The sequence below is a fragment of the Burkholderia sp. BCC1640 genome (assembly GCF_902833125.1).
Lineage (GTDB): Bacteria > Pseudomonadota > Gammaproteobacteria > Burkholderiales > Burkholderiaceae > Burkholderia > Burkholderia diffusa.
Genome location: NZ_CADFEF010000016.1, coordinates 158,583 through 183,844, shown reverse-complemented (window position 1 = coordinate 183,844; position 25,262 = coordinate 158,583). Strand labels below are relative to the sequence as shown.

Sequence of the window (25,262 nt, the reverse complement as noted above, 5' to 3'; positions counted from 1 at the left end):
GCAGGAGGACAACGACCCCGGAAACCCATACACTTATCCACAACCGGTCCTGCTATAGACCGGTCTCCACCCCGGCTCAAAATCCAATCGGCCCGGTGGCTCAAAATTCCGTCGGCGCGGACATCACCGAGTACCTGTTGGCGCTGTGCGCTTCGCAGATCATTTATTTAGTTGATTTGGAGAATTCTATGGAAGTCGACATCCCGTTCTAAAACGGGATCTGCGGCTACTGCCTTGGTAAGGTGGCTAATGTTGGTGGTTAATATATATAAGTGATTGATTTTGTGTAAGTCGTGACGGCCTGCAAAGCCGTTTAGGCCGGTTCGACTCCGGCTCGCGCCTCCAGGTAGGAAAAGAAAAGCCCCGCTTCGGCGGGGCTTTTCTTTTTTGCGGCTCGTCCTGGAAATTCGATCTGCTGGCGCCACTCAGATGACCCGCCAGAAAAGTGTGATCGGCCAGCTGTTCTCACCCTCGCCCAACGTGATGGTGTCTTCCTCGAAAGCGTGATTGCGCATCGATTGCGCGGCTTCGATGCTGAAGCAAACCGCGATCACCATCTTGATCGCGTCTGCATATTGCGGCTTCACCCAATGAAGCTTTGCGATGTCGTAGTCAACTTCGTCGAAGAATTTGTGGGGTACCGTCTGTCGCCCCTGCCGTGCGGAGTGGAAGAGGGATTCCGCCTTCAGTTCGATGCAAATCGCTTTGCCGAGCGCAGGGCGGATCAGGATGTCGACGTCTTGATGCGGATCCTGGTAGATCGCCTGTTCGCACTCCACGGTCGGATTGCCGGGAAGCTGGCGAAATTTGCTCGACAGCCAGAGCTTCAGTACGTTCTCCCAGCCGCCCTTTTCGAGAAAGTAATCGACGGGCTCGGGCGTCTGGCGATATTGAGTGGGTTTGCTTCGTTCAACGAGCGCGCCTTCCGCCCAACCGATGATCGTTTTGGGCGCGATATCCTGAGGCTGGTACATGGTTGTTCTCCTTCATTGAATGTGACGAATGAAGCGGTTGACCGCGGGATGCGGACATGCCCGCTGCGCACATTCTCGGAATGTCGCTGAGGGAGAGCCATAGAGCAGAAGTCACCCCGCGAACGTCATGCTCGTGGCGACTTCCTGTCCGCTCGCGGAGAGGACAGTGCGTGGCGGAAGGAGACGGAGCGACAGGTCAGCTGCCCGAACGGCGATGCCGGTCAGCCGTCGACCGGCCGTGCCGGCGTGTCGAGCCTCAACTGATAGAACGCCGCATCGAGCCAGCGGCCGAACTTGAAGCCCGCTTCGGTGATCGTGCCCGAGTGCACGAAGCCGAGCCGCGTATGCAGCGCGACGCTGCCGCCGTTGGTCGCGTCGATGCAGCCGACCAGCAAATGCACGTCGGCCTCGCGCGCACGCCGGATCAACTCGCGCAGCAGTAACTCGCCGAGCCCGCGGCCGCGATGGTCGCGGTGGACGTAGACGCTGTGCTCGACCGTGTACTTGAACGCCGGGAACGCGCGGAACGTACCCCAGCTCGCGAAGCCGACCAGCGTGCCCGATTCGTCGACCGCGCCGACGACCGGAAACCCGCCGGCGCGCTTCGTCGCGAACCACGTGACCATCGATTCCGGCGGGCGAGGCCGGTAGTCGTACAGCGCGGTGGAGTTCACGATCGCGTCGTTCAGGATCTCGAGAATGGCCGCGGCATGCTCGGCCTCGCTGCAATCGATCAAGCGCACGTCGCCGCGCGGTGTCGGGGAATTCATACGGGCTCCTGCGCCTGTCGGCCTTGAACGGATGACACATTCCGCGCGCCGACGGCGGCGGGGGCATCGCAGATCGCGACGACATAGCGCGCGACGTGCGACGACGGGTTGCTGAAAACCAGCGGCTGATCGACGCGCATGGCCAGACAGTCTCCTTCGTGCAGTTGGTGAAGCTGGTCGCCGAACGTGACGTCGACGCGCCCGCGGACGACCCACACCTGTTGATGCAGCGCGCTTTCGCGCCCGCCGGAGTCGTACGCGACGCGCGCGCCGGGCGGGAAATCGATCTCGACGAGCTGGATCGGCGACGGCCAGCCGGGCGGCGACAGATTGCGCCGCATGTACCCGGACGCCGGATCGCGCCATTCCGCCTGCTGTGCGCGCCGCACCAGCGGCTGCGCGGGTGCGTCGTCGCGATCGCCGGCGAACAGCCCGGCCAGCGACACGCCGAGACCGGCCGCGAGCTTGTCGAGCACGACGGCCGTCGGGCTCGCCGACGCACGCTCGATGAGCGAGATCATCGAACGGCTGACGCCGGAACGCGCGGCGAGCGCATCGAGCGTGTAGCCTCGTAGCGTGCGCAGGTCGCGCACGCGCCGGGCAATGCGTTCGTTGATGCCGGTGTCGTCGGCGGGGGTGGCGGTTGATTCTTGCATGATGGATTTATTTTCCAGCAAGCTGGAATTCGATGTCAACGGAATTGCTGCCGTCTCGGATCGAGGATTCGCTGGCGGCCAGGCGCTTGCCCGGAGATCGGAGCGAGCGTAATATACGAAACGGCTATATTTCGTTTAATTAGAGACATATGGGAATCATCAAGATATCCGAGCACATGCACGAACGGCTGCGCTCGACCAGTACCGCGCTGAGCCGTTCGATCAATGCACAGGCGGAGCACTGGCTGCGCGTCGGGATGCTCGCGGAGCTCAATCCGTCGCTGTCCTACGGCGATATCTGCCGGATGCTGATCGAGACCGAAGCACGCGGCGGCAACGCCGGGCCGACGGAGTCGGTCGCTCACGGCATCGAGCAGGTGGCATGATGGCGAGACGCGAAATCCCGATCCGCGGTGCCGCGGAAATCGCCAGGTCGCGCGAGGCCGCGAAGCTGGCATCCCAAGTGCTGACGATGATCACCGAGCACGTGAAGCCGGGCGTCACCACCGACGAACTGGACGCGCGCTGCCGCGAATACATCGTCGACGAGCTCGGCGCGATCCCGGCGAACATCGGCTACCACGGTTATCCGAAAACCCTGTGCACGTCGGTCAACCACGTGGTCTGTCACGGCATTCCGTCGTCGCGGCCGATGCGCGACGGCGACATCGTGAATCTCGACATCGCGGTGATCAAGGACGGCTGGTTCGGCGACACGAGCCGCATGTACTTCGTCGGCGAGCCGGGCGAACTGGCGCGTCGCCTCGTCGCGACGACCTACGAGGCGATGCATGCGGGCATTCGCGCGGTTCGTCCAGGCGCGACGCTCGGCGACGTCGGCTACGCGATCCAGCAGGTCGCGCATCGCGAAGGGTTCAGCGTGGTCCGCGAGTATTGCGGGCACGGGATCGGCGACGTGTATCACGACGAGCCGCAAGTGCTGCACTACGGCCGCCCGGGCACCGGCGTGCCGCTGCGGCCGGGGATGATCTTCACGATCGAGCCGATGCTGAATGCGGGCAAGCGCGACACGCGCGTGCTGGCCGACGGTTGGACGGTCGTCACGAAGGACCATTCGCTGTCCGCTCAATGGGAGCACATGGTCGTCGTGACGGAGCAGGGCTTCGAGATCCTGTCGGACGATGTGACGCCGCCGGCGTTCGCGGCGCTGTCCGGCACGCACGCGGCCTGACGCGCGGTGAGCCGCACGCAGCGGCGCAATGAAAAGGCCCCATGACGGGGCCTTTTCATTTGGCGTCGCGCGGCTCAACTGCGCGTCTTCTGCCATGCGTGTTCGACGAACACGCGGCAGAGCGCTTCCATCCCGTTGCGGTCCTCGTCGTCGAAGCGTGCGGCAACGGGGCTGTCGACGTCCCACACGCCAATCAGCGTGCCGTCGGCGGCCACCAGCGGCACGACGATTTCCGATTCCGACGCGGCATCGCAGGCGATGTGGCCGGGAAATTCGTGCACGTCGCGCACGACCTGCGTCTCGCGGGTCTGCGCGGCGGTGCCACACACGCCCTTGCCGAGCGCGATCCGCACGCACGCGGGCTTGCCCTGGAACGGGCCGACCACGAGTTCCGTCCCGTCGAAGAAATAGAAGCCGGCCCAGTTCAGGCGGTCGAGCGAGTGATAGACGAGCGCGGAGAAGTTCGCGGCGTTCGCGATCAGGTCGCGTTCCGTTTCGACGAGCGCGCGTGCTTGCTCGACGAGCGTCGCATAGAGTTCGGCCTTGGAGGCGTGAGGGTCGGTGGACAGCGTGAACATGGCTGAAATGCGAAAAGGGTTGTGGGCAGCGGGGTTGTGAAAAGCGCGATGCGCGTTCCGCAGTCTACGGCACGCACGGCCCGTTTGCAGCGCGTGGTTCGCGGGCGCCGTCGCTCAGTCAGGTTCGAGTTCGGCGAACCGCTCGGCCAGGAAATCGAGCAGCGCGCGCACCGCGGGCAGCAGCCCGCGCCGCGACGCGAACACCGCGTGCACGATCTCGCGGCGCGGTGCCCAGTCCGGCAGCACGGTCGCCAGTTCGCCGCGCGCGACTTCGTCGCGCACCATCATCGTCGGCAACTGCACGATGCCGACGCCCGCGACGGCCGCCGCGCGCAGCGCGAGCATGCCGCCCGTCACGAGCCGCGGCTGGTGGTGGATTTCCGCCTGCGCGCCGTCGGGGCCGCGCAGCCGCCACACGTGCGTGGCCTGTGGCACGCCGTGATCGAGGCTCGGCAAGCGGGTCAGGTCGGCGGGGACGGCCGGCACGCCCCGCTCGCGCAGCAACGCGGGGCTCGCGACGAGGCACTGCCCGCGCTCGGCCAGCACGCGCAGGGCGAGATCGCTGTCCTCGAGCGGCGGCGGGCGCACGCGGATCGCGACGTCGATCCCTTCGCCGACGACGTCGACGCGCCGGTTGGTCGCTTCCAGGTGAATTTCCACGCGCGGGCACGCGACCATGAACGCGGCGATCATCGCGCCGACCAGCGAATCGAGCAGCACGACCGGGCAGCTGACCCGCACGATGCCGCGCGGCTCCTCGTGCAGCAGCGCGATCGCCTCGTCGGCGGCGTCCGCTTCGACGAGCATCGCGCGGCAATGCGCGTAATAGGTCTGGCCGACGTCGGTGACAGAGAAGCGGCGTGTCGAGCGCTGGATCAGCCGCATCCCGAGCCGCGCTTCGAGCAGCGCGATGCGGCGGCTCAGCTTCGATTTCGGCATGTTCAGCGCGCGTCCGGCGGGCGCGAAGCCGCCGTGCTCGACCACCTGCACGAAGTAATAGAGATCGTTCAGATCCCGTTCGTTATCGTTCATGAAATAGAACGCTGAGTGCGATTTTGGCAGTCTACCGGATCGATCGTTCCACCTCTATATTCCTTCTCAGGATGCGAAACACGTGTTTCGCCGCAATTCGGAGAAGGCAAATGAAGAAGATCCAGGGTGTGTACAGTGCGCCGCGCGGTCATTGGGTCGGCGACGGTTTCCCGGTGCGTTCGATGTTCAGCTATCAGTCTCACGGCATGCACCTGAGCCCGTTCCTGCTGCTCGACTACGCCGGTCCTGCGAACTTCGAGCCGGCTTCGGCGCCGCGCGGGGTGGGCCAGCACCCGCACCGCGGGTTCGAAACGGTGACGATCGTCTATGACGGCGAAGTCGCGCACCGCGACTCGACCGGCGCGGGCGGCGTGATCGGCCCGGGCGACGTGCAGTGGATGACGGCCGCGAGCGGGATCCTGCACGAGGAATTCCACTCGGAAGCGTTCACGAAGCGCGGCGGCCCGCTCGAGATGGTGCAGCTGTGGGTGAACCTGCCCGCCGCCGACAAGATGGGGGCGCCCGGTTATCAGACGCTTCTGGACGCGGACATCCCGGTGGTCGAATTGCCGGACGGCGCAGGTCGCGCGCGGATCATCGCGGGCGAGTTCGACGGGCGGCGCGGCCCGGCCCGCACGCACACGCCGATCGACGTGTGGGACGTGCGGCTTGCAGCAGGTGGCCGTGCACGGTTCCCGATCGCCGAAGGGCGGACGCTCGCGGTGGTCGTGCTGAGCGGGACGTTGCTGGTGAACGGCGAGACGGTCGCCCGCGAGGCGCAGTTCGTGCAACTGAGCCGCGACGGCCGCGACGTCGAGATCGAAGCAAACGGCGACGCCAAGCTGCTGATTCTGAGCGGCGAGCCGATCGATGAGCCGGTTGTCGGTTACGGGCCGTTCGTGATGAACTCGCAAGAGGAAATCCGGACCGCGATCGACGATTTCAACAGCGGCCGCTTCGGCCAGATGCCGGCGTGACGGACAGGCCCCGCGCAACGCGGGGCTTTTTTTCATGCGCGGAGCGGCGGCACGCGTGCCGCGTGCGCTTCGAGGCATAATCGACGGTTGCCGCGCGCCGGCCGGCGCGCTTGAATCAGGACCGACCATGAATGCTTTCGCACCTGCCGCCTCCGCGCGCGCCGACGATCTCGACTGGCACTGGAAATCCTTCGACGCGCTGACGGCGCGTGAACTCTATTCGATCCTCGACGCGCGCAGCGCCGTGTTCGTCGTCGAGCAGAACTGCGTGTATCGCGACATCGACGGTGCGGATCAGGCCGCATGGCACCTGGCCGCGTACGATCCAGCGGGCCGTCTCGCCGGCTATCTGCGCGTGCTGCTGCCGGATGCGCAGCACACCGACGTGCGCATCGGCCGCGTGCTGACGACCGCACCGTTTCGCGGCGCGGGCCTCGGCAACGCGCTGCTGTCGCGCGCGCTCGAGCACATCCGCGCGCAGTGGCCGGATACGCAGGTGAGCCTGCATGCACAGGCCCATCTGCAGCGCTTCTATGGGGCATTCGGTTTCGCGCCGAGCTCGGACGTGCACGACGAGGACGGCATCCCGCACGTGTGGATGACCAGCGCGCGCGGCTGACGCGCCGCGCCGTCAGTGGGCGGCGCGCGTCACCGGCGGGTTTTGCGTGCGCCGGGCGGCCGCCCGCTCGTCGATCAAGCGGCCGCGCGCCGACAGCCGCAGCCAGTGCCGCAGCGCGATCAGCGCGCCGATCACGCTCATCATCGAACCCGGGATCCACAGCAGCAGGCCGCCGATCTGCTGGTCGCGCAGCGGGCTGAGCCACGTGAATGCGCGTCCGCAGATCGAGTAGATCGGATACAGCTCATGCGGCGTGAAGAAGATCAGCGCGCCGAGCGCGATCTGCGGCGGGATTGCCGCGACGACGATCAGGATCCGGCGGCCCGGCGACAGCCGCGCGGGCGGCGCGGGACGCGGATCGACGACGAGCCACCAGAACAGCAACCCGTCGATCACCATGCTCCAGTTCATCACGCGATACAGGCGCCAGTCGAGCATCGCGATGAAGTGGATCGGCGACAGCAGCCAGAAATAGATCAGCCCGACGAACAGCACGACCGCGACGATCGGATGGAACACCACGTCGAGCGTCGCGCGCACGGGCGCCCAGGCGAGCGCGGGGCGCACGAAGCGCTGCCGCCAGCGAAACGGGATGCCCGCGCGGATCGCCGCGCCCGGGTAGGCCAGCGCGATGAAGAACGGCCCGAGGTGATGCAGCACGAGATGCTGCGCGCGGTGCAGGAAGAATTCGTGCTCGAAGAAGTAGTCGAGCCGCGTATGCAGCGCGATGTAGAGCGCCGTCAGCCCGAGCCAGAACGAGAACTGCCGCAGCGGCGACACCTTCGTCTTCTTCACGCCGCGCGCGAACAGCACGGCGGCCGTCAGCACCGCGATGACCACGGTCGGCGACGGTTCCCACGGATCGAGCCAGTACAGGACGTTCATCGCGCGCGCATCACTTCGCCTGGGCCGGCGACTTCACGGCGAACGGCGTGTCGACCGTCTCGCCGTCGGAGAACTTCAGGCGCAGGCGCACGGTGTCGCCGGGCTTGATCGCGTGCCTGGGCTCCTCGAGCATGAAGTGATAGCCGCCCGGCGCGATGTCGACCTTGCCGCGCGCGGGGATCGTCAGCTTGTCGACCATTTCCATCTTCTGCGTCGAGCCGTTCGACACCGTCTGGTGCAGCATCGCCATCCCGTAGTCGGGGCTGTCGACGTCGACGAGATCGACCGGCTTGTCGCTCGTGTTGACGAGCGTCACGTAGCCGCCCGCGGGCAGTTTGTTCGGCAGCCAGCGCACCCATGCGTTGTGGGCGGAGATCGCGCCGGCGGCATACGCGTGCGCGCCGGTGCACAGCGCGGCGAGGAGGGCGAACGTCTTGAGGGTCGTCTTCATGTCGGAGTTCAGGTGGTGGAGGCGGTGTCGATGATCCGGCGCACATCCGCGGCGATGGCGTCGGGCGAGTCGCGGTCGGTCGCGAGCAGGCGCGCTCGACCGTTCGCGTCGAAGATGTAGACGGCCGAGCTGTGCGTGACCTCGTAGCCGCCGGACGGATCGCGTTTTTCCATCTGGTATGCGACGCGATAGCGCTTCGCGAGCGATTCGATCTGGCTGTCGGTGCCGGTCAGGCCGCGCGCATGCGCGGCGTCGAACGCGGCGACGTACGACTGCATCGCCTGCGGCGTGTCGCGTGCCGGATCGACCGAGACGAACAGGATGCGCACGTCGTTTGCTTGGGGGCCGAGCTTCGCGAGCACTTCCATCAGCCGTGCCATCGTTTCGGGGCAGACGTCCGGGCAGTGCGTATAGCCGAAGTAGACGAGCGCGACGCGGCCGCGAAACGCGTTCGCGTCGGTCGCGTGGCCATCGCCGCCGGTGAGCGTGAACGACAGGTCGGGCAGGTGGCCCGTGACGTTGGTCAGGTGCCAGTTCGGCTCGTCGTGCGTGCATGCGGCGAGCGCGACGGCGGTGCTCAGCGCCGCGGCCGTGCGGACGAAGCGGGTCAGACTGAAGAGGCGCCGGTGCGGCGCGGGACGGGCAGACGACATCCTGGGGCTCGATCGGACGGAACGGTCGTCGGCCGGCGCGGCGCCATGCGTCGCGCGGCCGGCGGTTGCCGACTGTAGCGCAATTCCCGCGCCTGCGTCCTTTCGAAACCCGTACGGCACGGGCCAGCGGGGCAATATGTCGCAGTTGACGCGGAGGGCCGCGCGAGGCTCGTGCCCCACCGGTTTCGCCCATCTCGCCACGCAGGCGCGGTAAGATGCGCACAATTCCATTCTCGCAGCGGCGGCCCCGCGTTTGCAGGCCGCTCCTCAGACCATCGAATCGATGCAATCCGTTCCGGCTTCCTTGTCCCTGACCGATACCGCGTTCTTTTTCGACTTCGACGGCACGCTCGTCGAGCTGGCGCCGACGCCCGACAGCATTCACGTGCCGCCGTCGCTGCTGACGCTGCTCGATGAACTGCGGCGTCGCACGCACGGTGCGGTCGCCGTCGTGTCGGGTCGCGGCATCGACAATCTCGACACGTTCCTGAACATGCCGGACCTGCCGATCGCGGGCCTGCACGGCGCTGAACGTCGCGATGCGAACGGCGACACGCAGCGCATCGGCTTCAACGACGAGCGGCTGCTGCGCATCGAGCGCGAACTCGCGGCCGTCGTCGATCGTCATCCGGGCATGCTGCTCGAAATCAAGGGCGCGGCCGTCGCGCTGCACTACCGCAACGCGCCTGAGCGCGAGCCGGCCGCGCGCGCAGCGGCCGAGCGCCTCGTCGCCGAATATGCGGATGCGTACGTGCTGCAGCCCGGCAAGATGGTATTCGAGATCAAACCGAAGGGCGTCGACAAGGGGCGCGCGCTGGCCGCGTTTCTCGACGAGCCGCCGTTCGCGGGCCGCATGCCGCTGTTCGCGGGCGACGACCTGACCGACGAGAAGGGCTTCGCGGTGGTTAACGCGCGCGGCGGTGTGTCGATCAAGGTCGGCGCGGGCGAGACGTCGGCCCGTACGCGGCTCGACTCGGTCGACGCGCTGCACGAGCAGATCGCCCGCTGGCTTGGCGCGGAGCAGCAGGGCGCATGAGTCGGCTCATCATTGTTTCGAACCGCGTCGCCCCGATTTCGGAAGGCGAACCGGCGGCGGGCGGCCTCGCGATCGGCGTGTACGACGCGCTGAAGGAGACGGGCGGCATGTGGTTCGGCTGGAGCGGCGAGGTGGTCGCGTCCGGCGCGCCGCAGATCCGCATCGAGGAGCGCGGCCCCGTGACGTTCGCGACCGTCGGGCTGTCGCGCCGCGATTACGACCAGTACTACCGAGGCTTCTCGAACGCGACGCTGTGGCCCGCGTTTCATTACCGCGCCGATCTGATCCAGTACGACCGCCACGAGTTCGAAGGCTACAGCCGCGTGAACGTCTGGCTCGCGCAGCAGCTCGTGCCGCTGCTGCAGGACGACGACGTGATCTGGGTGCACGACTATCACCTGATCCCGTTCGCGCGTGCGCTGCGTGCGGCCGGCGTGAAGAACCGCATCGGCTTTTTCCTGCACATTCCGTTTCCGGCCGCGCAGGTGCTCGTCAACGTGCCGCCGCATCGTGAGCTCGTCGAGTCGCTGTGCGCGTTCGACCTGCTCGGCTTCCAGACCGATCCGGACCTGCGCGCATTCTGCGACTACATCGAGTTCGAGGCGGGCGGCGAAGTGGCGCGCGAAGGGCATACGGTGCGCGTCAGCGCGTTCGGCAACACGCTGCGTGCGGCCGCCTATCCGATCGGCGTGTATCCGGACGAAATCGCGTCGCTCGCGCAGGCCGGCGAGAACGGCAAGGCCGCGCGCATGGCCACGTCGCTGCGCGGGCGCCAACTGATCATGAGCGTCGACCGCCTCGATTATTCGAAGGGGCTCGTCGAGCGGTTCCGCGCGTTCGAGAAGCTGCTGGAGCACCAGGCGTCGATCCGCAACCGCGTGTCGTTCCTGCAGATCGCACCGTCGACGCGCGCCGACCTGCGCGCGTACCAGGACATCCGCCTGCAGCTCGAAGCGGAGTCGGGGCGCATCAACGGCCGCTACGCGGAGCTCGACTGGGCGCCGATCCTCTACATTCACCGCCAGTACGACCGGCAGGTGCTGGCCGCGCTGTATCGCCTCGCGCGCGTGGGCTTCGTGACGCCGCTGCGCGACGGCATGAATCTCGTCGCGAAGGAGTACGTGTCCGCGCAGAATCCGGAGGATCCGGGCGTGCTCGTGCTGTCGCGTTTCGCGGGCGCCGCGCGCGAGCTGACGGGGGCGCTGATCGTCAATCCGATCGACATCGACGGGATGGCCGACGCGCTGTCGCAGGCGCTGACGATGCCGCTCGCCGAGCGGCGCGTGCGCTATGCGGACATGATCGCGCAGCTGCGCGAGAACAACGTGTCGGTGTGGCGCGACAACTTCCTGCGCGACCTGCAGCGCGTGTGATCCGCGCACCGCGCGGCGAAGGTTTGCGGTGCCATGAAAAAAGCCGCCGTGCGCGAAGCACGGCGGCTTTTTTTGTCGGCTGCGTGGCGCGGCGTCAGGCCACGCGTTCGCCGGTCGGTGCGGTGCCGTCGGGCGCGTGATGGCGGCCGTGCTGCTTCGCGAGCAGGTCGCGGTACAGGCCCGGACGGTTGCGCAGCACGTCGGGGCTGCCGTCGTCGATCACCTTGCCGTTGCTCATCACGATGATCCGGTCGAAGTTGCGCAGCGTCGACAGCCGGTGCGCGATCGCGATCACGGTGCGGCCGACCATCAGGCGGTCGAGCGCGCTCTGGATCGCTTCCTCGGATGCGCTGTCGAGCGCGGACGTCGCTTCGTCGAGCAGCAGGATCGGCGCGTTCTTCAGGATCGCGCGGGCGATCGCGATGCGCTGGCGCTGGCCGCCCGACAGCTTCACGCCGCGGTCGCCGACGATCGTGTCATAGCCTTCCGGCATCGCCTCGATGAACTCCGAACAGCGGGCGTCGCGCGCGGCGGCGAGCACTTCGTCGCGGGTCGCTTCAGGCCGGCCGTATGCGATGTTGTCGTAGATGGTCCGGTGCAGCAGCGAGATGTCCTGCGGCACGAGCGCGATCGCGTGCCGCAGGCTGTCCTGCGTGATCGCCTTCACGTCCTGCCCGTCGACCTTCACGGCGCCGTCCTGTGTGTCGTAGAAGCGCTGCAGCAGCGCGAGCACGGTCGACTTGCCGGCGCCCGACTTGCCGATCAGGCCGACGCGCTGGCCCGGTTCGATATGGAGATCGAAGTGGTCGAGGATCGCGCGGCGGTGCGGATACGCGAACGTCACGCGTTCGAAATCGACGCGCCCGCCCTTGGCCGACAGCGGTTGCGCGTCGGAGCGGTCCGGCATCCCGTGCGGCTCGAGCAGCGTCTTTACGGCTTCGGACAGGCGTGCCACGTGCTGCGTGACGTCGACGAGCGCGACCGCCAGATCGCGCGTGCCGTGCAGGATCGTGAAGCCGAGCGAGCTGACGAGCACGATGTCGCCGGAGGTCGCGCGGCCCTGGTCCCACAGCCACAGCGCCCAGCCGAGCAGGCCGGCGGACAGCATCGCGGTGATCACCGCGTGCAGCAGGCGCAGCTTCTCGAGATAGAGCAGGCTTTGCTGGCGCGCGTCCATCTCGGCCTTCACCGTCGCGCCGAAGCGCTTCTGTTCGCGCAGCGTCATGCCGAATGCGCGCACGAGGCCCATGTTGCCGATCACGTCGACGAGCTCGCCGTCGACCGCGGCGGCCTTCGACGCGAACGCGTGATGGCGCGCGGAACCGCGCCCGGCGAGCTTGAACAGCACGATCGAGAGCACGGCCGAACAGCCGAGCAGGCCGGCGGCCATCAGCGGGTTCACGACGATGATCATCAGGATCGCGCCCATCACCGCGATGCACGGCGGCAGCACGTTCCACGCCATCGTGTTCTCGGACGTATAGACGGCGTTCGACGTGGCGGTGATGCGGCTCGCGAGCGTGCCCGGCTGCTTTTCCGAGTAGTACGTCGGCGAGTGGCCGATCAGGTACTGGAACAGGTCGCGCCGCAGGTCGCCGGTGACCGCGACGAACGTGTGCGCGGCGACCCAGCCGCCGACGCGCCACAGCAGGTTGTCGGCCGCGATCAGCCCGACGAGCAGCGCGAACGCGCTCCACAACGGGCCCGGATGATGACGCCCGGTCGCGAGCACGTCGATCAGGTGTTTGATCGCGTATTGCGAGCCGAGCGCGCAGCCGACGGCGGCCAGCACGCTGCAGAGCACGACCAGGTGCGCGACGGGATGCAGGCGGATGTAGCGGAACAGGAACGCGATCGGCCGATGCGCGTAGCTCGACAGCTTCGCGTTGTGGGCGTTGCGCTGGGCAGGGGTGAGAGATTCCAAAATATGCGTGCGGTGATTCGGTGATTGAGCTGATCGGTGGATCGCAGCCCACGGTCGCCCGGACTGAATAATCCGGCATTGTAAACAAGGCCGTGCTTTGCGCCGCGCGAATCTTGCCTTGGTCAGGGGCGCGCGATCAATTTTGAGATAAAATCCGGCATCCTGTCCTGCCGCATGCGCCGGAATCGCGATGCCGGCGGCGAGGGATGACTCGGAACGCCAAAAGGGCCTTCCACTCTAGAACGGACGCCCAAGTCCGCGGGTTGCAAAGTGTTGCACCTTTGTAACAAAGTAAAGTGTTTGAAATGTTGTGCGCCGTATCGGGATTAACCCTAGATAATCGGCTCCGGGTTCGATTCCAGGTTTTTACGAACCCCTGTCAACGGGTCTTCGTTTCAAACGTTCTATGCCTGTCGCGTCGCCGACGCTCCTTGAGCAGCGCGGGTTCGACGCCCCCGGCAGGCTGATTCGTCCGACTTTCGGACGACATGCATCCAGCCCGGACCGCCGGCAGGTTGCCGACCCATACCTGGTTTTTAGCCGATTTTTTAGGAGTTACGCATGCGAATCGCCCAAATCGCTCCGTTGCACGAAGCGGTGCCCCCGAAACTGTACGGTGGTACCGAGCGAGTGGTGTCCTACCTCACCGAAGCTCTCGTCGAGATGGGGCATGACGTCACGCTCTTCGCGAGCGGCGATTCGCAAACGTCGGCGAAGCTCGAAGCGTGCTGGCCGCAGGCGCTGCGCCTCGACCCGACGATCCGCGACGTGATGGCTCCGCACATGCTGCTCCTCGAGCAGGTGCGCCGCCGTGCGGAAGAGTTCGACGTCCTGCACTGCCACATCGACTACTACCCGTTCTCGCTGTTCTCGCGCCAGCCGGTCCCGCATCTGACGACGATGCACGGCCGTCTCGACCTGCCGGAACTGCAGCCGATCTTCAACGCGTTCAGCGACGTGCCGGTCGTGTCGATCTCCGACAACCAGCGCATCCCGCTGCCGCAGGCGAACTGGCTGTCGACCGTGTACCACGGCCTGCCGGAAAACCTGCTGACGCCGATCCCGAACGTGAAGCCGAGCTACCTCGCGTTCCTCGGCCGCATCTCGCCGGAGAAGCGCGTCGACACCGCGATTCGCATCGCCGAGCAGGCCGGCCTGCCGATCAAGATCGCCGCGAAGCTCGACAAGGCCGACCGCGCGTACTACGAAGAGAAGATCAAGCCGCTGTTCGCGCTGCCGCACGTCGAATACATCGGCGAAATCAGCGAGTCGGAAAAGACCGAATTCCTGGGCAACGCGCACGCGCTGCTGTTCCCGATCGACTGGCCGGAGCCGTTCGGCCTGGTGATGATCGAGGCGATGGCCTGCGGCACCCCGGTGATCGCGTTCAAGCGCGGTTCGGTGCCGGAAGTGATCGAAAACGGCGTGTCGGGCTTCGTCGTCGAAGACGAGCTGTCGGCCGTCGCGGCGCTCAAGCGCCTCGATACGCTGCCGCGCGAGAAGGTGCGCGCCGCGTTCGAAGCACGTTTCTCCTCGAAGGTGATGGCGCAGAACTATGTGAAGGGCTACGAGGAACTGCTGCGCCAGAAGCACCGCACGGTGCTGCGCGAAGTCAACGCAAGCTGATGCCGGAGCGCCGGCCGCACTGCGGCTGAGGCCGTCATCGACGCCCCGTCCGGGTCACCGGCGGGGCGTTGTCACATCTGCGGCGCCGATCTGTTGTATTCTCGCCGCGCCCGGCGCCGCGAACGGCCCCGGAAGCGGTCCGGCACGCCATCCGGCCGTCTGTCCAGACGGTAATGTCCCTATAATGGCCGTGCCGCGAAATCCGGCCCCGCACGAACATCGAGAGGAGAGCAGTCTTGGCGAGATCGAAAACCACGCGCGCAGCGCCGGCCCCCGGCGCCGGCGTGATCTTCGCGTTGCGCGCGATCGGTCTCGTGCTGCTCGCGCGCTGGCTGTTCTCGATGTCCCAGATGGGCTATCGCGCGTCGCTGTCGGCGATGGTGTCGTCGCCATGGGCGTTCGTCTATCTCGTGCTGATCTTCCTGCTGCTCGCGCTGCCGGGCGCCGTCGCGCGCGCCGAGCGGCCGTTCCATCCGCTGCCGCAGTGGCTGCGACAGGCGCTGCGGGTCTTCGCGCTGATCGGTTTCCTGTTTGCCGTGTGGTCGATCGGCGCGTTCGCGTGGGCGGCCGGCTGGCGCCGTGCGCTGCACGCGGTGACGGCGACCAACGGCTGGCTCATCGCCGCGCCGGCGCTGTATGCGGCGATCGTGTGGATGTGCCGCCCGCGGCCGCTGTGGCGCACCAACGTGGCCGCGCGCCGCTTCGCGGTCGGCCGCTACGCGATCTCGCTCGACACGCTCACGCGTACCGCGATCGTCTGGATGGAGAGCCGCAAGGTCGGCCAGTACGACGCGCGCGAACTGTCGGTCCGCTGGCCCGGCCGGAGCGCGGCCGCCGAAGCCGAGCAGGGTGCGCAGGCGGCCGCCGTGCCGCCGCGTCGCGGCAGCCTGTTTCGGCGGCCGAAGGTGGAGCTGCTGTGGGATTCGCCGGCGGCCGTCGGTCATAACCGGCAGATCGTGATGCGCGCGCCGCTCGCGACCGAGGGCGACCGCGTCGCGGTGCTCGCGCTCGACGCCGCGCTCAAGCAGATCGTCTGACAAGGCCTGCGCGGCGCGCGGGCGACAAGGAGGCGCAATGATCGTTCGCTGGTTGCTGGCAGCCGTTCACCTGATGGCGTTCGGCGTCGCGTTCGCCGCGATCGCGGGGCGCAACCGCGCGCTGCGCCGGCTCATCGCGTCGGCGCAGGCCGCCGACCTGCCCGGCGTGTTCAAGGCCGACGCGGCCTGGGGATTGTCCGCGCTGGTGCTGATCGCGACGGGACTCACGCGCGCGTTCGGCGGCTTCGAGAAGGGCGCCGCGTATTACCTTCACGAGCCGCTCTTTCACCTCAAGATGACCGCGCTCGTGCTGATCCTGCTGCTCGAGATCGTGCCGATGCTCGGGCTGATCCGCTGGCGCATCGCCGCGCGGCAGCAGCAGATGCCCGATCTGGGTCGCGCACGCACCTACGTGCGGATCGGCCACTGGCAGGCCGTGCTCGTCATGGTCATCGTGCTCGCCGCGTCGGGAATGGCGCGGGGGATCGGGGCGGCCGGCTAGGCCTGGCCGGGCAGGTGCGGCCGGCTAGTCTTTCGACCGGGCGGACCCGCCGCCCGGCTCGTCCCGTGCTCAGCGCACGAGGCAGGGGCGCTTGTTGTTGAACGTCCAACCCGGAATCAGATACTGCATCGCGGCTGCATCGTCGCGCGCGCCGAGCCCGTGCTGCTTGTACAGCTCGTGCGCGACCGCGACCGCATCCATGTCGACGTCGATGCCGAGACCCGGACGCTTCGGCACTTCCACGAGCCCGTTCTCGATCTTCAGCGGCTCGCGCGTCAGCCGTTCCCCGTCCTGCCAGATCCAGTGCGTGTCGATCGCGGTGACCTGACCGGGCGCGGCTGCCGCGACGTGCGTGAACATCGCGAGCGATACGTCGAAGTGGTTGTTCGAATGCGAGCCCCACGTGAGGCCCCAGTCGCGGCACATCTGCGCGACGCGCACCGAGCCCTGCATCGTCCAGAAGTGCGGGTCGGCGAGCGGGATGTCGACCGCCTGCAACTGCACCGCATGGCCCATCTGCCGCCAGTCGGTCGCGATCATGTTGGTCGCCGTCGGCAGCCCGGTCGAGCGGCGGAATTCGGCCATTACCTCGCGGCCGGAGTAGCCGTTTTCCGCACCGCACGGATCTTCCGCATACGCGAGCACGTGATGCAGGTCGCGGCACAGCCGCACGGCCTCGTCGAGCGACCACGCGCCGTTCGGATCGAGCGTCACGCGCGCTTCGGGGAAGCGCTCGGCGAGCGCCGTCACGGCTTCGACCTCGCGTGCGCCTTCGAACACGCCGCCCTTCAGCTTGAAGTCGTTGAACCCGTAGCGCGCATGCGCGGCTTCGGCGAGGCGCACAACCGCCTCGGGCGTCAGCGCGGCCTCGTCGCGTACGCGCGTCCAGTCGTCGGTCGCGCCGCGGCCATCGCGGTAGGGCAGCGCGGTTTGCGTGCGGTCGCCGACGTAGAACAGGTAGCCGAGCATCTCGACGCGCTCGCGCTGCTGTCCCTCGCCGAGCAGGGCGGCCACGGGCACGCCGAGGTGCTGGCCGAGCAGGTCGAGCAGCGCGGCCTCGAGCGCGGTGACCGCGTGGATCGTGGTGCGCAGGTCGAAAGTCTGCAGGCCGCGGCCGCTCGCGTCGCGGTCGGCAAAGGTGCGCCGCACGTCGTTGAGCACCGCATGGTAGTTGCCGACCGGCTGACCGACGACGAGCGCGCGCGCATCCTCGAGCGTGCGGCGGATGCTTTCACCGCCCGGCACCTCGCCGACGCCGGTGCGGCCCGCGCTGTCCTTCAGGATTACGAGATTGCGGGTGAAGAACGGGCCGTGCGCACCGCTCAGGTTGAGCAGCATGCTGTCGTGGCCGGCGACCGGAATGGCTTGCAGGTCGACGATGCGCGGCGTGTCGTGGGAAGGCGAGGCAGTGACGGCGTTCATGGCGGCGATGGCGAAAGAGTGGGCAATGCCGTGCGGCAAAAGCTTTGCCGCGCGCGGCGGGAGGTGCGATCATTCGACAACCGACGTGCGCGGCGCGCAAGCCCCGCATGTCGACAGCAACCCGAAAGGGTGGGGGCGACCCGCTCGATGCCGGTGTCGCGGCAGACCGGAACAAACGCGGATGCGCGCTTCGGTCGACCGTGAAACCGGGCGCCGGCAGCCGCGCAGAAGCGCGAATGTCGGCCGATCGCGAACCACGGGACCTGGCAGGTGCTTGTACGCCGGCCTCGGTCGACAGGAGATCCGTGGCTCGATCATCAGTCGTCGGATGACTTGTGACGCAGTATAATGAATCATCGGCGTTCGCTCAAACCCCGCGTAAACCCTCGGCTCACATTACGATCATTCAAAAAGGAACCGGCCTCATGTCCGTGCCCACGCTTCCCGCAGCGCCGCGCCGTCGCGCACGCAGCCTCGCACAAGATGTCGTCGACGCGCTGACCGCGCAGATCGAAAACGGCACGCTGCGTCCCGGCGACAAGCTGCCGACCGAAACTGAAGTCATGGCGGCGCAGGGCGTCAGCCGCACGGTCGTGCGCGAAGCGATCTCGCGGATGCAGGCGAGCGGCCTCGTCGAGACGCGCCACGGCATCGGCAGCTTCGTGCTCGAACCGACGCGCCGCCAGACGCTCGGCATCGATCCCGCGACGATCACGACGCTGCGCGACGTGCTTGCCGTGCTCGAGCTGCGCATCAGTCTCGAAAGCGAATGCGCGAGCCTCGCGGCGCAGCGCGCGAACGATACCGACCTCGCCGCGCTGCGGCGTGCGCTCGACGCGATCGCGTCGGGGGCGGGCGGCGGCCGCGACACGGCCCAGCTCGATTTCCAGTTCCACCTGCAGATCGCGCAGTCCACCGGCAACCGCTACTTCGTCGACATCATGACGCAGCTCGGCGCGTCGATCATTCCGCGCACGCGCGTGAATTCGGCGCGCTTCGCCGGTGACGACCTCGAGCGCTATGTCGGCCGGCTCAATCACGAGCATGAAGACATTTACGAGGCAATCGCGCGTCACGACCCGGAAGCCGCGCGTGCCGCGATGCGCACGCACCTGACCAACAGCCGCGAGCGGCTGCGCCGTGCGCACGAGGCGGCCGAGGCGGAACGCGATACGCAGGCCAGCTGACGAGACGGCCCGCGCATTGCCGCGGGCGACGGCGAATATCACCACATTAACATCAGTCATCGTATAAGATCGGCGCGATTGCGCCGATCGTTTTATTGCCGGCTACCCATCCGTCGGTATCCGCATCGCGCGTGTGAAGGCGGGGCGGCGTTCCCGCCACCGCCCGCGCCCCGGCTACCTGGCTGTCCAGGCCGCCCATCCCGCTCGATCAGCCTCCCTTCGTCACGATGGTCTTCCACGCACCGCTCTTCACCTGATACAGCGTCGACATCCCGCTCTTCAGCGAGCCGTCGCTCGCGAACGAGATGCGGCCGGTGACACCTTCGAAGTCGACTTTCTTCAACGCCGGGCGATAGACCTTCGGATCGGTCGAGTTGACCGCCTGCATCGCCTTGATCGCCGCCCACGCCGCGTCGTAGCCGAACTGCGCATACGACAGCACGTCGACACCGAAGCGCTTCTTGAACCGCTGCTCGAAATCCTTGCCTTGCGGCAGCTCGTCGAGCGGCCGACCGTATTCCCACGCCATCGCGCCTTCGGCGGCCGGGCCGGCGATCTTGATGAACTCGTTGTCCTTCACGCCGCCGCCGCCGACGAACTGCGCGTTCAGCCCGAGCTGGCGCATCTGCTTGATGAAGTTCGCGGCGAGCGAGTCGAGACCGCCGAAGAAGATCAGGTCGGGATTCTTGCCCTTCAGGCTCGTGATCTGCGCGCGGAAGTCGACCGCCTGGTTGCTGGTGAACTCGCGGCCGATGATGTTGCCGCCGGCCGCCTTCACGGCCTTCTCGAACTCGTCGGCCTCGCCCTGGCCGAACGCGGTGCGGTCGTCGATGATCGCGATGCGCTTCGCCTTGGTCACGTCCACGGCGTACTTGCCCGCGTTGCCGGCGTTCTGGCCGTCGGTCGCGATCACCATGAACATGTTCGCGAGCCCGCGCGACGTGAGCGTCGGATTGGTCGCGGCCGGGTCGATCACCGGGATGCCGGCCTTGTCGTAGACCACCGACGCCGGAATCGTCGTGCCCGAGTTGAAGTGGCCGACCACCACCGACACGTTCTGGTCGACGAGCGCCTGGGCCGCCTGCACGCCGATGCGCGGGTCGGCCTGATCGTCCTGCACGACGAGATTGAAGTGCGCGGGCTTGCCGGCAATCTGGATCTTCTGCGCGGCCGCATCGTCGAGCGCGAGCTGCACGCCGTTCTGGAGATCCTTGCCGTAACCGGCGTTCACGCCGGTGAGCGGCGCGGCGAAGCCGACCTTCACGTCGGTCGAGTCGGCCGCCTGAGCGGCCTGTTGCGAGAGGATAGCTACCGCGGATACGACCGATACCGACAACAGGGAATGACGCAATTTCATGTTCGTTCCTCTTGTTCTTACACCAGCGGGTGGATACCGCACGCAGCCGGCGGGCCGGGCGCGTGCGACGGGCGGGCGGTTCGACCGCTTCTCGGAATCGGGCGGGGAGGTCGGCATGCTGATGCTTCCCGGAAGAATCTCCCGTCAGGCTCTGCGAGGAGCCCCGATCGCCTCGATATATAGGTCGCCGATATGTGCGGGTCTTGGCAATTTGCCGCGCATTCGGTGCGGATTTGCGCATAGCTTCCACGCGAGCGCGGACGGCCGGTATCGGGAGTTTCCCGTCGCGAGCACGACGGGCGGGGAGGCGGGCGGCGGAGCGGAGTTCGAACGCGGCGCGGCCCGCCGGGGCCGCGCCGCGTCATGAGAGCCGTCAGTCGGACAGCGCGTCCGATGCGGCTTCGGCGTCGTCGTGCGCCGCGGTCGTGCGGATGGCCGGGTCGCTGGTGCTCGGGCGGCCGGTCTCGACGTGACCCGCGAAGCGGCGCTGGAAGCCGAGCGGCTTGCCGTCGCTGACGGTCAGGTCGTACCAGCCGTTGCTGCCGCGCAGGTCCCAGTAGTCGTCGACGTGCGTGCCCGGCTTGAGGTCGAACTCACGCGCATGGCCGTGGCCGTATGCGTTCGTCACCTTGAGTCGCACGGTTTTGTGGCCGCGGTTCATCAGGCGCAGCGTGATGTTGCCGTTCGCGACGTCGTAGCCGTAGATGACCTCGGGGTTGACGCTCGCGGGGCCGACCGCCAACGCGGCGGGGCTGCGGAAATGGCAATAGAAGCCGTTCGGGCCGTACACGTCGAGGTCGTACAGGCCGAGCGACGGCGCCGGGCTCCACGTGTCGGAAAGCCGCTTGCCGGCGTCGACCGTGTAGGTCCACGGGCCGTCGACGCGATTGCGCGCCTGGACCTGGAACGCCGCGCCCGCGGTACCGGTGTTCGCGAAGGTCAGCCGGAACTGGCCGCTCGCGTTGTCGATCCGGCCGTGCACGAACAGCTCGTACGGCAGCGCGCGCGCCGGACGCAGTCCGGCCTCCTGCTTCGGCAGATGCTGGACGACCGGCGGCACCGGGATGTAGTCGGGGTGACGGTTGCGGTCGGGCGGCGCGTAGCCGCTCGTGTCCGGGAGCTGCGGCCAGCTTGCGTCAGGCGTCGCGAAGTCGAACGCGGACGTCAGGTTGCCGCACACCGTGCGGCGCCACGGCGACACGTTCGCCGCGGTGACCGCGTACTGCGCGCCGAAGCGTGCTTCGATGAATTGCAGCAGCGACGTGTGATCGAAGGTCTGCGAACAGACCCAGCCACCCTTGGTCCACGGCGACACCACCAGCATCGGCACGCGCGGCCCGAGCCCGTACGGGCCGGCCATGTGCGACGCGTCGCCGGCGAACACCTCGTTGGTCGTCGCGACCGTCGACAGCCCGTTGTCGCGCGACTGCGGCGCGAACGGCGGCTGCACATGGTCGAAGAAGCCGTCGTTTTCGTCATACGTGATGAAGAGCGCGGTCTTGCTCCACACGTCCGGATTCGACACGAGCGCCTTCAGCACCTGCTCGATGTACCACGCGCCGTAGTTGGCCGGCCAGTTCGGGTGCTCCGAGTAGGCTTCCGGCGCGCAGATCCACGACACCTGCGGCAGCGTGCCGTTCTTCACGTCCTGCTGCAGCACGTCGAACAGCGTGCCGCCGGCGCTGATGTTGGTGCCGGTGCGCGCCTTGTCGTACAGCGGCGTGCCGGGCAGCGCGCTGCGGTACTGGTTGAAGTAGAGCAGCGCGTTGTCGCCGTAGTTGCCGATGTACGGGTTCTGCGTCCAGCCCCACGAGCCGTTCGCGTCGAGCCCCGTGCCGACGTCCTGGTAGATCTTCCACGACACGCCGGCCTGTTCGAGCACTTCCGGATAAGTCGTCCAGCCGTAGCCCTTTTCCTCGTTGCCGAGCACCGGGCCGCCGCCCGTGCCGTCGTTGCCGACGTAGCCGGTCCACATGTAATAGCGGTTCGGGTCGGTCGAGCTCGGGATCGCGCAGTGGTACGCGTCGCAGATCGTGAACGCATCGGCGAGCTGATAGTGGAACGGGATGTCGTCGCGCTTCAGGTACGCCATCGTCGTGGTGCCCTTGTTCGGCACCCACTGGTCGTAGCGGCCCTTGTTCCACGCGGCGTGCATGTCCTGCCAGCCGTGCGGCAGGTCCTGCAGGAACTGCAGGCCGAGCTTGTCGGCGCCCGGGTGGAACGGCAGCAGCTCGGCCGGACCGACCGGCTGGTGGAACACCGACTTGCCGTTCGCGAGGCGCAGCGGGCGCGGGTCGCCGAAGCCGCGGACACCGCGCATCGTGCCGAAGTAATGGTCGAACGAGCGATTCTCCTGCATCAGGATCACGATGTGTTCGATGTCTCGGATCGTGCCGGTACGGCGGTTCGCGGGAATGGCGAGCGCATCGCGGATCACGGGCGGGAACAGGTTCAGCGCGGCGGCGCCGGCAGTGCCGGCGGCGACGCGCAGGAAATCACGACGGTTCGATCGGGTCATGGTCGTTATCGTGCGTTAAAGGGGGGAGCCGGTTGGCGGGACATGCGGGAAATAACGGGCGCGTCCGCGGCGCAGGATGCGGCTGCGCCAGTCGTGCCGCCGGGAGCATAGCGAGTATTCGGTGTCATTCATGTGAAGTCCGGAAACGTTTGCACGCGCGGCATTGAACGGACAACGGCCGACGGTCGTGATGCAAGGGAAGCGGGGATGCGGACAGCGGGAAAGCGGATAGCAGAACAGCAGAACAGCAGAACAGCAGAACAGCAGAACAGCAGAACAGCAGAACAGCAGAACAGCAGAACAGCAGAACAGCAGGGCAACAGGACAACAGAAAAGCAGATGGCGCGCGCCGGCGACGCGGATGCGGCGGCGTCAGGCGTCCGTCACCCACGCGCCGAACCATTCGCTCGGGCGCGCGATTTCATCCTGCGCGGCGACGAGTTCGAGCTCGTAGCGGCGCGCGTCGTAGGTCGCCTTCACGACCGCGTGCACGGCCGCGAGCGTGTGCTCGAACGCGGCGCGCACCGAGTCGCCGCGCAGCCGGCGAGCGACGAAGATGGCGCTGGTGAGGTCGCCGACGCCGACCGGATGGCGCGGAAACGCATACAGCGGGCGCTGGCCGATCCACGCTTCGGTCTCGGTGACGGCGAGCATGTTGAAGCGGTCGGCCGGGCTGTTGCGGTCGTGCAGGTGCTTGACGAGGATGATCTTCGGGCCGCGGCGGATCAGCGCGCGGCAGGCGTCGACGGCTTCGGCGACGGTCTCGATGCGTCGCCCGGCGAGCTTCTGCAGCTCGGTGTGGTTCGGCGACATGCCGTCCGCGAGCGCCGGCATCTCCTGGACGATGAATTCCTCGACGCCGGGTTCGGGCCGGATGCCGCCCGTCTGGCCCAGCGCCGGATCGCAGAAGTACCACGCGTTCGGGTTCATCGCCTTAACCGTGCGCACGATCTCGACCGTCGCGCGCGCCTGCGCCGGCGAGCCGACGAAGCCGGACAGCACCGCGTCGCAGCGCTTGAGCGCGCCGATCGCGGCAACGCCGTCGACGAGCTGCTCCATCTTCGCGGCGTCGATCGCGCTGCCGGCCCAGTGGCCGTACTGCATGTGATTCGACAGCTGGACGGTGTTGAGCGGCCAGACGTTGACGCCGAGGCGCTGCATCGGGAACACGGCCGCGCTGTTGCCGGCGTGTCCGTAGATGACGTGCGACTGAATGCTGAGGACGTTTTTCATGAGCGTTCGCCTGCAGGCGTTTCAGGGTCACGTCACACGATACCCGAGATCGTCGCGTGCGCGGAAGTCGCGCGGTCATCGAGTGTTGCGCGCCGTCGTCAGCCCGACCGCGTAGAATCGCGGGGCGCGCAGCCGCCTGGCTGCCCGCCAGCATTTCCCATTACCGTGATCGCCATGCCTTCGATTTGCAAGATGTTGTCCCTCGCGCGCGCCGCCGTGCTCGGCGCGGGTGTCGCTGCCGCATGCGCGACGCCAGCCGCGGCCGCCGTCCCGGCGCCGGCCGGTAACGACGGGCCCGTGTACGGCCCCCGCCTGGAAGGCTTCGCCTATCCGGAGCCGGTGCACCGCTACGCGTTCGTGTCCCAGCGCGAAACCCTCGAGATGATGTACATGGACGTGCAGCCGGCGCACCCGAACGGCCGCACCGTCGTGCTGCTGCACGGGAAGAACTTCTGCGCGGCGACGTGGGAGGACACGATCGGCGTGCTGAGCCGCGCCGGCTATCGCGTGATCGCGCCGGACCAGATCGGCTTCTGCAAATCGTCGAAGCCCGAGCGCTACCAGTTCAGCTTCCAGCAGCTCGCGCGCAACACGCATGCGCTGCTCGAGTCGATCGGCGTGAAGTCGGCGACGATCGTCGGCCATTCGACGGGCGGGATGCTCGCGATGCGCTACGCGCTGATGTACCCGAAGGCGACCGAGCAGCTCGTGCTGGTGAACCCGATCGGCCTCGAGGACTGGAAGGCGCTCGGCGTGCCGTCGCTGTCGGTCGACTACTGGTATGCGCGCGAGCAGAAGACGACGGCGGACGGCATTCGCCGCTACGAGCAGGCGACCTACTACGCGGGCAAGTGGGCGCCGTCCTACGAGCGCTGGGTGCAGATGCTCGCCGGCATGTATCGCGGCCCGGGCCGCGACGCGGTCGCGTGGAACTCCGCGCTGATCTACGACATGATCCTCACGCAGCCGGTGGTCTACGAACTCGGCGCGATCCGCGTGCCGACGCTGCTGCTGATCGGCGACAAGGACACGACCGCGATCGGCAAGGACGTGGCGCCGCCCGACGTGCACGCGAAGCTCGGTCGTTACCCGGAGCTCGCAAAACGCACGCAGGCGGCGATTCCCGGCGCGCAGCTCGTCGAATTCCCGGCGCTCGGGCACGCGCCGCAGATCCAGGACCCGGACGCGTTCCACAAGGCGCTGCTCGAAGGCATGGAGGCGGTGCACCCGCAGTGACGCCTGCACGGGCGCACCCGCCCG

At 67.4% G+C, this 25,262-nt stretch carries 25 protein-coding genes; 12 read left to right on the top strand and 13 right to left on the bottom strand.

Annotated elements, in window-relative coordinates:
* The coding region (locus HWX25_RS33300) for a hypothetical protein (protein WP_208457048.1) at positions 1–212 on the top strand (212 nt) is incomplete at its 5' end.
* Between the two features lie 213 nt (positions 213–425).
* On the opposite strand, the gene HWX25_RS19110 is transcribed toward HWX25_RS33300, so the two are convergent.
* The 3 genes from HWX25_RS19110 to HWX25_RS19100 all read right to left on the bottom strand — a co-directional run bounded on the left by HWX25_RS19110 (position 426) and on the right by HWX25_RS19100 (position 2,400).
* Positions 426–974 carry a hypothetical protein gene (locus tag HWX25_RS19110; protein ID WP_059816016.1) on the bottom strand — a complete coding sequence of 183 codons (549 nt, stop codon included), beginning with the start codon at positions 972–974 and terminating at the stop codon, positions 426–428.
* A gap of 221 nt (positions 975–1,195) precedes the next feature.
* Positions 1,196–1,744, bottom strand: coding sequence for a GNAT family N-acetyltransferase (locus HWX25_RS19105; protein ID WP_175909711.1), 549 nt, complete (start codon positions 1,742–1,744; stop codon positions 1,196–1,198).
* Positions 1,741–2,400, bottom strand: coding sequence for a helix-turn-helix domain-containing protein (locus HWX25_RS19100; RefSeq protein WP_175909709.1), 660 nt, complete (start codon positions 2,398–2,400; stop codon positions 1,741–1,743). The genes HWX25_RS19105 and HWX25_RS19100 overlap by 4 nt, the downstream gene beginning before the upstream one ends.
* 149 nt (positions 2,401–2,549) lie before the next feature.
* On the opposite strand from HWX25_RS19100, the gene HWX25_RS19095 reads away from it, so the two are divergent.
* Both HWX25_RS19095 and map read left to right on the top strand, forming a co-directional pair.
* Positions 2,550–2,786: a ParD-like family protein gene (locus HWX25_RS19095; RefSeq protein WP_059816013.1), complete on the top strand. Its 237-nt coding sequence runs from the start codon at positions 2,550–2,552 to the stop codon at positions 2,784–2,786.
* On the top strand, positions 2,786–3,592 hold the full coding sequence (gene map, locus HWX25_RS19090) for a type I methionyl aminopeptidase (protein WP_059523698.1): 807 nt from the start codon (positions 2,786–2,788) through the stop codon (positions 3,590–3,592). Before HWX25_RS19095 ends, map begins: the two co-directional genes overlap by 1 nt.
* Before the next feature lie 74 nt (positions 3,593–3,666).
* Here map and HWX25_RS19085 read toward each other — a convergent pair whose 3' ends face one another.
* Complete coding sequence (locus HWX25_RS19085) at positions 3,667–4,170, bottom strand: GAF domain-containing protein (protein WP_175909707.1); 504 nt, start codon at positions 4,168–4,170, stop codon at positions 3,667–3,669.
* A 114-nt stretch (positions 4,171–4,284) separates the two neighbouring features.
* A complete protein-coding gene (locus HWX25_RS19080) occupies positions 4,285–5,202 on the bottom strand; it encodes a LysR family transcriptional regulator (protein ID WP_175909705.1) in 918 nt (305 codons plus the stop codon).
* 110 nt (positions 5,203–5,312) lie between these two features.
* Here HWX25_RS19080 and HWX25_RS19075 point away from each other — a divergent pair, with 110 nt between their 5' ends.
* Entirely contained in the window at positions 5,313–6,179 is an 867-nt protein-coding gene (locus HWX25_RS19075; protein WP_059523692.1) for a pirin family protein, read from the top strand.
* A gap of 127 nt (positions 6,180–6,306) precedes the next feature.
* Positions 6,307–6,798 carry a GNAT family N-acetyltransferase gene (locus tag HWX25_RS19070; protein WP_175909703.1) on the top strand — a complete coding sequence of 164 codons (492 nt, stop codon included), beginning with the start codon at positions 6,307–6,309 and terminating at the stop codon, positions 6,796–6,798.
* 12 nt (positions 6,799–6,810) lie between these two features.
* Here the strand turns inward: HWX25_RS19070 and HWX25_RS19065 are convergent, their stop codons facing one another.
* Genes HWX25_RS19065 through HWX25_RS19055 form a run of 3 tightly spaced genes read right to left on the bottom strand, consistent with a single transcriptional unit; the run spans position 6,811 to position 8,787 of the window.
* Complete coding sequence (locus tag HWX25_RS19065; RefSeq protein WP_175909700.1) at positions 6,811–7,683, bottom strand: cytochrome c oxidase assembly protein; 873 nt, start codon at positions 7,681–7,683, stop codon at positions 6,811–6,813.
* 10 nt (positions 7,684–7,693) lie between these two features.
* On the bottom strand, positions 7,694–8,134 hold the full coding sequence (locus HWX25_RS19060; protein WP_175909698.1) for a copper chaperone PCu(A)C: 441 nt from the start codon (positions 8,132–8,134) through the stop codon (positions 7,694–7,696).
* Positions 8,135–8,142: 8 nt separating this feature from the next.
* On the bottom strand, positions 8,143–8,787 hold the full coding sequence (locus HWX25_RS19055; protein ID WP_175909696.1) for an SCO family protein: 645 nt from the start codon (positions 8,785–8,787) through the stop codon (positions 8,143–8,145).
* Positions 8,788–9,070: 283 nt separating this feature from the next.
* Between HWX25_RS19055 and otsB the strand changes: the two genes are divergently transcribed.
* Together otsB and otsA are read left to right on the top strand one after the other, a co-directional pair.
* Entirely contained in the window at positions 9,071–9,823 is a 753-nt protein-coding gene (otsB, locus tag HWX25_RS19050) for a trehalose-phosphatase (RefSeq protein WP_059523682.1), read from the top strand.
* Entirely contained in the window at positions 9,820–11,196 is a 1,377-nt protein-coding gene (otsA, locus tag HWX25_RS19045; protein ID WP_175909694.1) for an alpha,alpha-trehalose-phosphate synthase (UDP-forming), read from the top strand. Before otsB ends, otsA begins: the two co-directional genes overlap by 4 nt.
* A gap of 94 nt (positions 11,197–11,290) precedes the next feature.
* Here the strand turns inward: otsA and HWX25_RS19040 are convergent, their stop codons facing one another.
* Positions 11,291–13,120 (bottom strand): ABC transporter ATP-binding protein, encoded by a 1,830-nt coding sequence (locus HWX25_RS19040; RefSeq protein ID WP_059815988.1) that lies wholly within the window; start codon positions 13,118–13,120, stop codon positions 11,291–11,293.
* Between the two features lie 561 nt (positions 13,121–13,681).
* On the opposite strand from HWX25_RS19040, the gene HWX25_RS19035 reads away from it, so the two are divergent.
* The 3 genes from HWX25_RS19035 (at position 13,682) to HWX25_RS19025 (ending at position 16,285) form a co-directional block, all read left to right on the top strand.
* Positions 13,682–14,746 (top strand): glycosyltransferase family 4 protein, encoded by a 1,065-nt coding sequence (locus tag HWX25_RS19035; protein ID WP_175909692.1) that lies wholly within the window; start codon positions 13,682–13,684, stop codon positions 14,744–14,746.
* A gap of 236 nt (positions 14,747–14,982) precedes the next feature.
* Positions 14,983–15,783, top strand: a complete 801-nt coding sequence (locus HWX25_RS19030; RefSeq protein WP_175909691.1) for a hypothetical protein — start codon at positions 14,983–14,985, stop codon at positions 15,781–15,783.
* Positions 15,784–15,820: 37 nt separating this feature from the next.
* A complete protein-coding gene (locus tag HWX25_RS19025; protein ID WP_175909689.1) occupies positions 15,821–16,285 on the top strand; it encodes a DUF2214 family protein in 465 nt (154 codons plus the stop codon).
* A gap of 69 nt (positions 16,286–16,354) precedes the next feature.
* Here HWX25_RS19025 and gudD read toward each other — a convergent pair whose 3' ends face one another.
* Positions 16,355–17,707, bottom strand: a complete 1,353-nt coding sequence (gene gudD, locus HWX25_RS19020; RefSeq protein ID WP_175909687.1) for a glucarate dehydratase — start codon at positions 17,705–17,707, stop codon at positions 16,355–16,357.
* A 425-nt stretch (positions 17,708–18,132) separates the two neighbouring features.
* Between gudD and HWX25_RS19015 the strand changes: the two genes are divergently transcribed.
* The gene (locus tag HWX25_RS19015) at positions 18,133–18,894 is read left to right on the top strand and encodes a FadR/GntR family transcriptional regulator (RefSeq protein WP_059815973.1); all 762 of its coding nucleotides are present in this window, start codon (positions 18,133–18,135) and stop codon (positions 18,892–18,894) included.
* Positions 18,895–19,102: 208 nt separating this feature from the next.
* Here the strand turns inward: HWX25_RS19015 and HWX25_RS19010 are convergent, their stop codons facing one another.
* From HWX25_RS19010 to pdxY, 3 genes are all read right to left on the bottom strand, one after another.
* Positions 19,103–20,251 carry a branched-chain amino acid ABC transporter substrate-binding protein gene (locus HWX25_RS19010; protein ID WP_175909685.1) on the bottom strand — a complete coding sequence of 383 codons (1,149 nt, stop codon included), beginning with the start codon at positions 20,249–20,251 and terminating at the stop codon, positions 19,103–19,105.
* A 373-nt stretch (positions 20,252–20,624) separates the two neighbouring features.
* A complete protein-coding gene (locus HWX25_RS19005; protein WP_175909683.1) occupies positions 20,625–22,769 on the bottom strand; it encodes a phospholipase C, phosphocholine-specific in 2,145 nt (714 codons plus the stop codon).
* Between the two features lie 372 nt (positions 22,770–23,141).
* A complete protein-coding gene (gene pdxY / locus HWX25_RS19000; RefSeq protein WP_059523664.1) occupies positions 23,142–24,002 on the bottom strand; it encodes a pyridoxal kinase PdxY in 861 nt (286 codons plus the stop codon).
* Between the two features lie 174 nt (positions 24,003–24,176).
* Here pdxY and HWX25_RS18995 point away from each other — a divergent pair, with 174 nt between their 5' ends.
* Positions 24,177–25,238, top strand: a complete 1,062-nt coding sequence (locus HWX25_RS18995) for an alpha/beta hydrolase (protein ID WP_175909681.1) — start codon at positions 24,177–24,179, stop codon at positions 25,236–25,238.
* Positions 25,239–25,262 lie beyond the last annotated feature (24 nt).

What these genes read in the sequence shown, in the direction of transcription:
- HWX25_RS19110 (WP_059816016.1), bottom strand. Translation starts at nt 974, where the DNA reads ATGTACCAGCCTCAGGATATCGCGCCCAAAACGATCATCGGTTGGGCG.
- HWX25_RS19105 (WP_175909711.1), bottom strand. Translation starts at nt 1,744, where the DNA reads ATGAATTCCCCGACACCGCGCGGCGACGTGCGCTTGATCGATTGCAGC.
- HWX25_RS19100 (WP_175909709.1), bottom strand. Translation starts at nt 2,400, where the DNA reads ATGCAAGAATCAACCGCCACCCCCGCCGACGACACCGGCATCAACGAA.
- HWX25_RS19095 (WP_059816013.1), top strand. Translation starts at nt 2,550, where the DNA reads ATGGGAATCATCAAGATATCCGAGCACATGCACGAACGGCTGCGCTCG.
- map (WP_059523698.1), top strand. Translation starts at nt 2,786, where the DNA reads ATGGCGAGACGCGAAATCCCGATCCGCGGTGCCGCGGAAATCGCCAGG.
- HWX25_RS19085 (WP_175909707.1), bottom strand. Translation starts at nt 4,170, where the DNA reads ATGTTCACGCTGTCCACCGACCCTCACGCCTCCAAGGCCGAACTCTAT.
- HWX25_RS19080 (WP_175909705.1), bottom strand. Translation starts at nt 5,202, where the DNA reads ATGAACGATAACGAACGGGATCTGAACGATCTCTATTACTTCGTGCAG.
- HWX25_RS19075 (WP_059523692.1), top strand. Translation starts at nt 5,313, where the DNA reads ATGAAGAAGATCCAGGGTGTGTACAGTGCGCCGCGCGGTCATTGGGTC.
- HWX25_RS19070 (WP_175909703.1), top strand. Translation starts at nt 6,307, where the DNA reads ATGAATGCTTTCGCACCTGCCGCCTCCGCGCGCGCCGACGATCTCGAC.
- HWX25_RS19065 (WP_175909700.1), bottom strand. Translation starts at nt 7,683, where the DNA reads ATGAACGTCCTGTACTGGCTCGATCCGTGGGAACCGTCGCCGACCGTG.
- HWX25_RS19060 (WP_175909698.1), bottom strand. Translation starts at nt 8,134, where the DNA reads ATGAAGACGACCCTCAAGACGTTCGCCCTCCTCGCCGCGCTGTGCACC.
- HWX25_RS19055 (WP_175909696.1), bottom strand. Translation starts at nt 8,787, where the DNA reads ATGTCGTCTGCCCGTCCCGCGCCGCACCGGCGCCTCTTCAGTCTGACC.
- otsB (WP_059523682.1), top strand. Translation starts at nt 9,071, where the DNA reads ATGCAATCCGTTCCGGCTTCCTTGTCCCTGACCGATACCGCGTTCTTT.
- otsA (WP_175909694.1), top strand. Translation starts at nt 9,820, where the DNA reads ATGAGTCGGCTCATCATTGTTTCGAACCGCGTCGCCCCGATTTCGGAA.
- HWX25_RS19035 (WP_175909692.1), top strand. Translation starts at nt 13,682, where the DNA reads ATGCGAATCGCCCAAATCGCTCCGTTGCACGAAGCGGTGCCCCCGAAA.
- HWX25_RS19025 (WP_175909689.1), top strand. Translation starts at nt 15,821, where the DNA reads ATGATCGTTCGCTGGTTGCTGGCAGCCGTTCACCTGATGGCGTTCGGC.
- gudD (WP_175909687.1), bottom strand. Translation starts at nt 17,707, where the DNA reads ATGAACGCCGTCACTGCCTCGCCTTCCCACGACACGCCGCGCATCGTC.
- HWX25_RS19015 (WP_059815973.1), top strand. Translation starts at nt 18,133, where the DNA reads ATGTCCGTGCCCACGCTTCCCGCAGCGCCGCGCCGTCGCGCACGCAGC.
- HWX25_RS19010 (WP_175909685.1), bottom strand. Translation starts at nt 20,251, where the DNA reads ATGAAATTGCGTCATTCCCTGTTGTCGGTATCGGTCGTATCCGCGGTA.
- HWX25_RS19005 (WP_175909683.1), bottom strand. Translation starts at nt 22,769, where the DNA reads ATGACCCGATCGAACCGTCGTGATTTCCTGCGCGTCGCCGCCGGCACT.
- pdxY (WP_059523664.1), bottom strand. Translation starts at nt 24,002, where the DNA reads ATGAAAAACGTCCTCAGCATTCAGTCGCACGTCATCTACGGACACGCC.
- HWX25_RS18995 (WP_175909681.1), top strand. Translation starts at nt 24,177, where the DNA reads ATGCCTTCGATTTGCAAGATGTTGTCCCTCGCGCGCGCCGCCGTGCTC.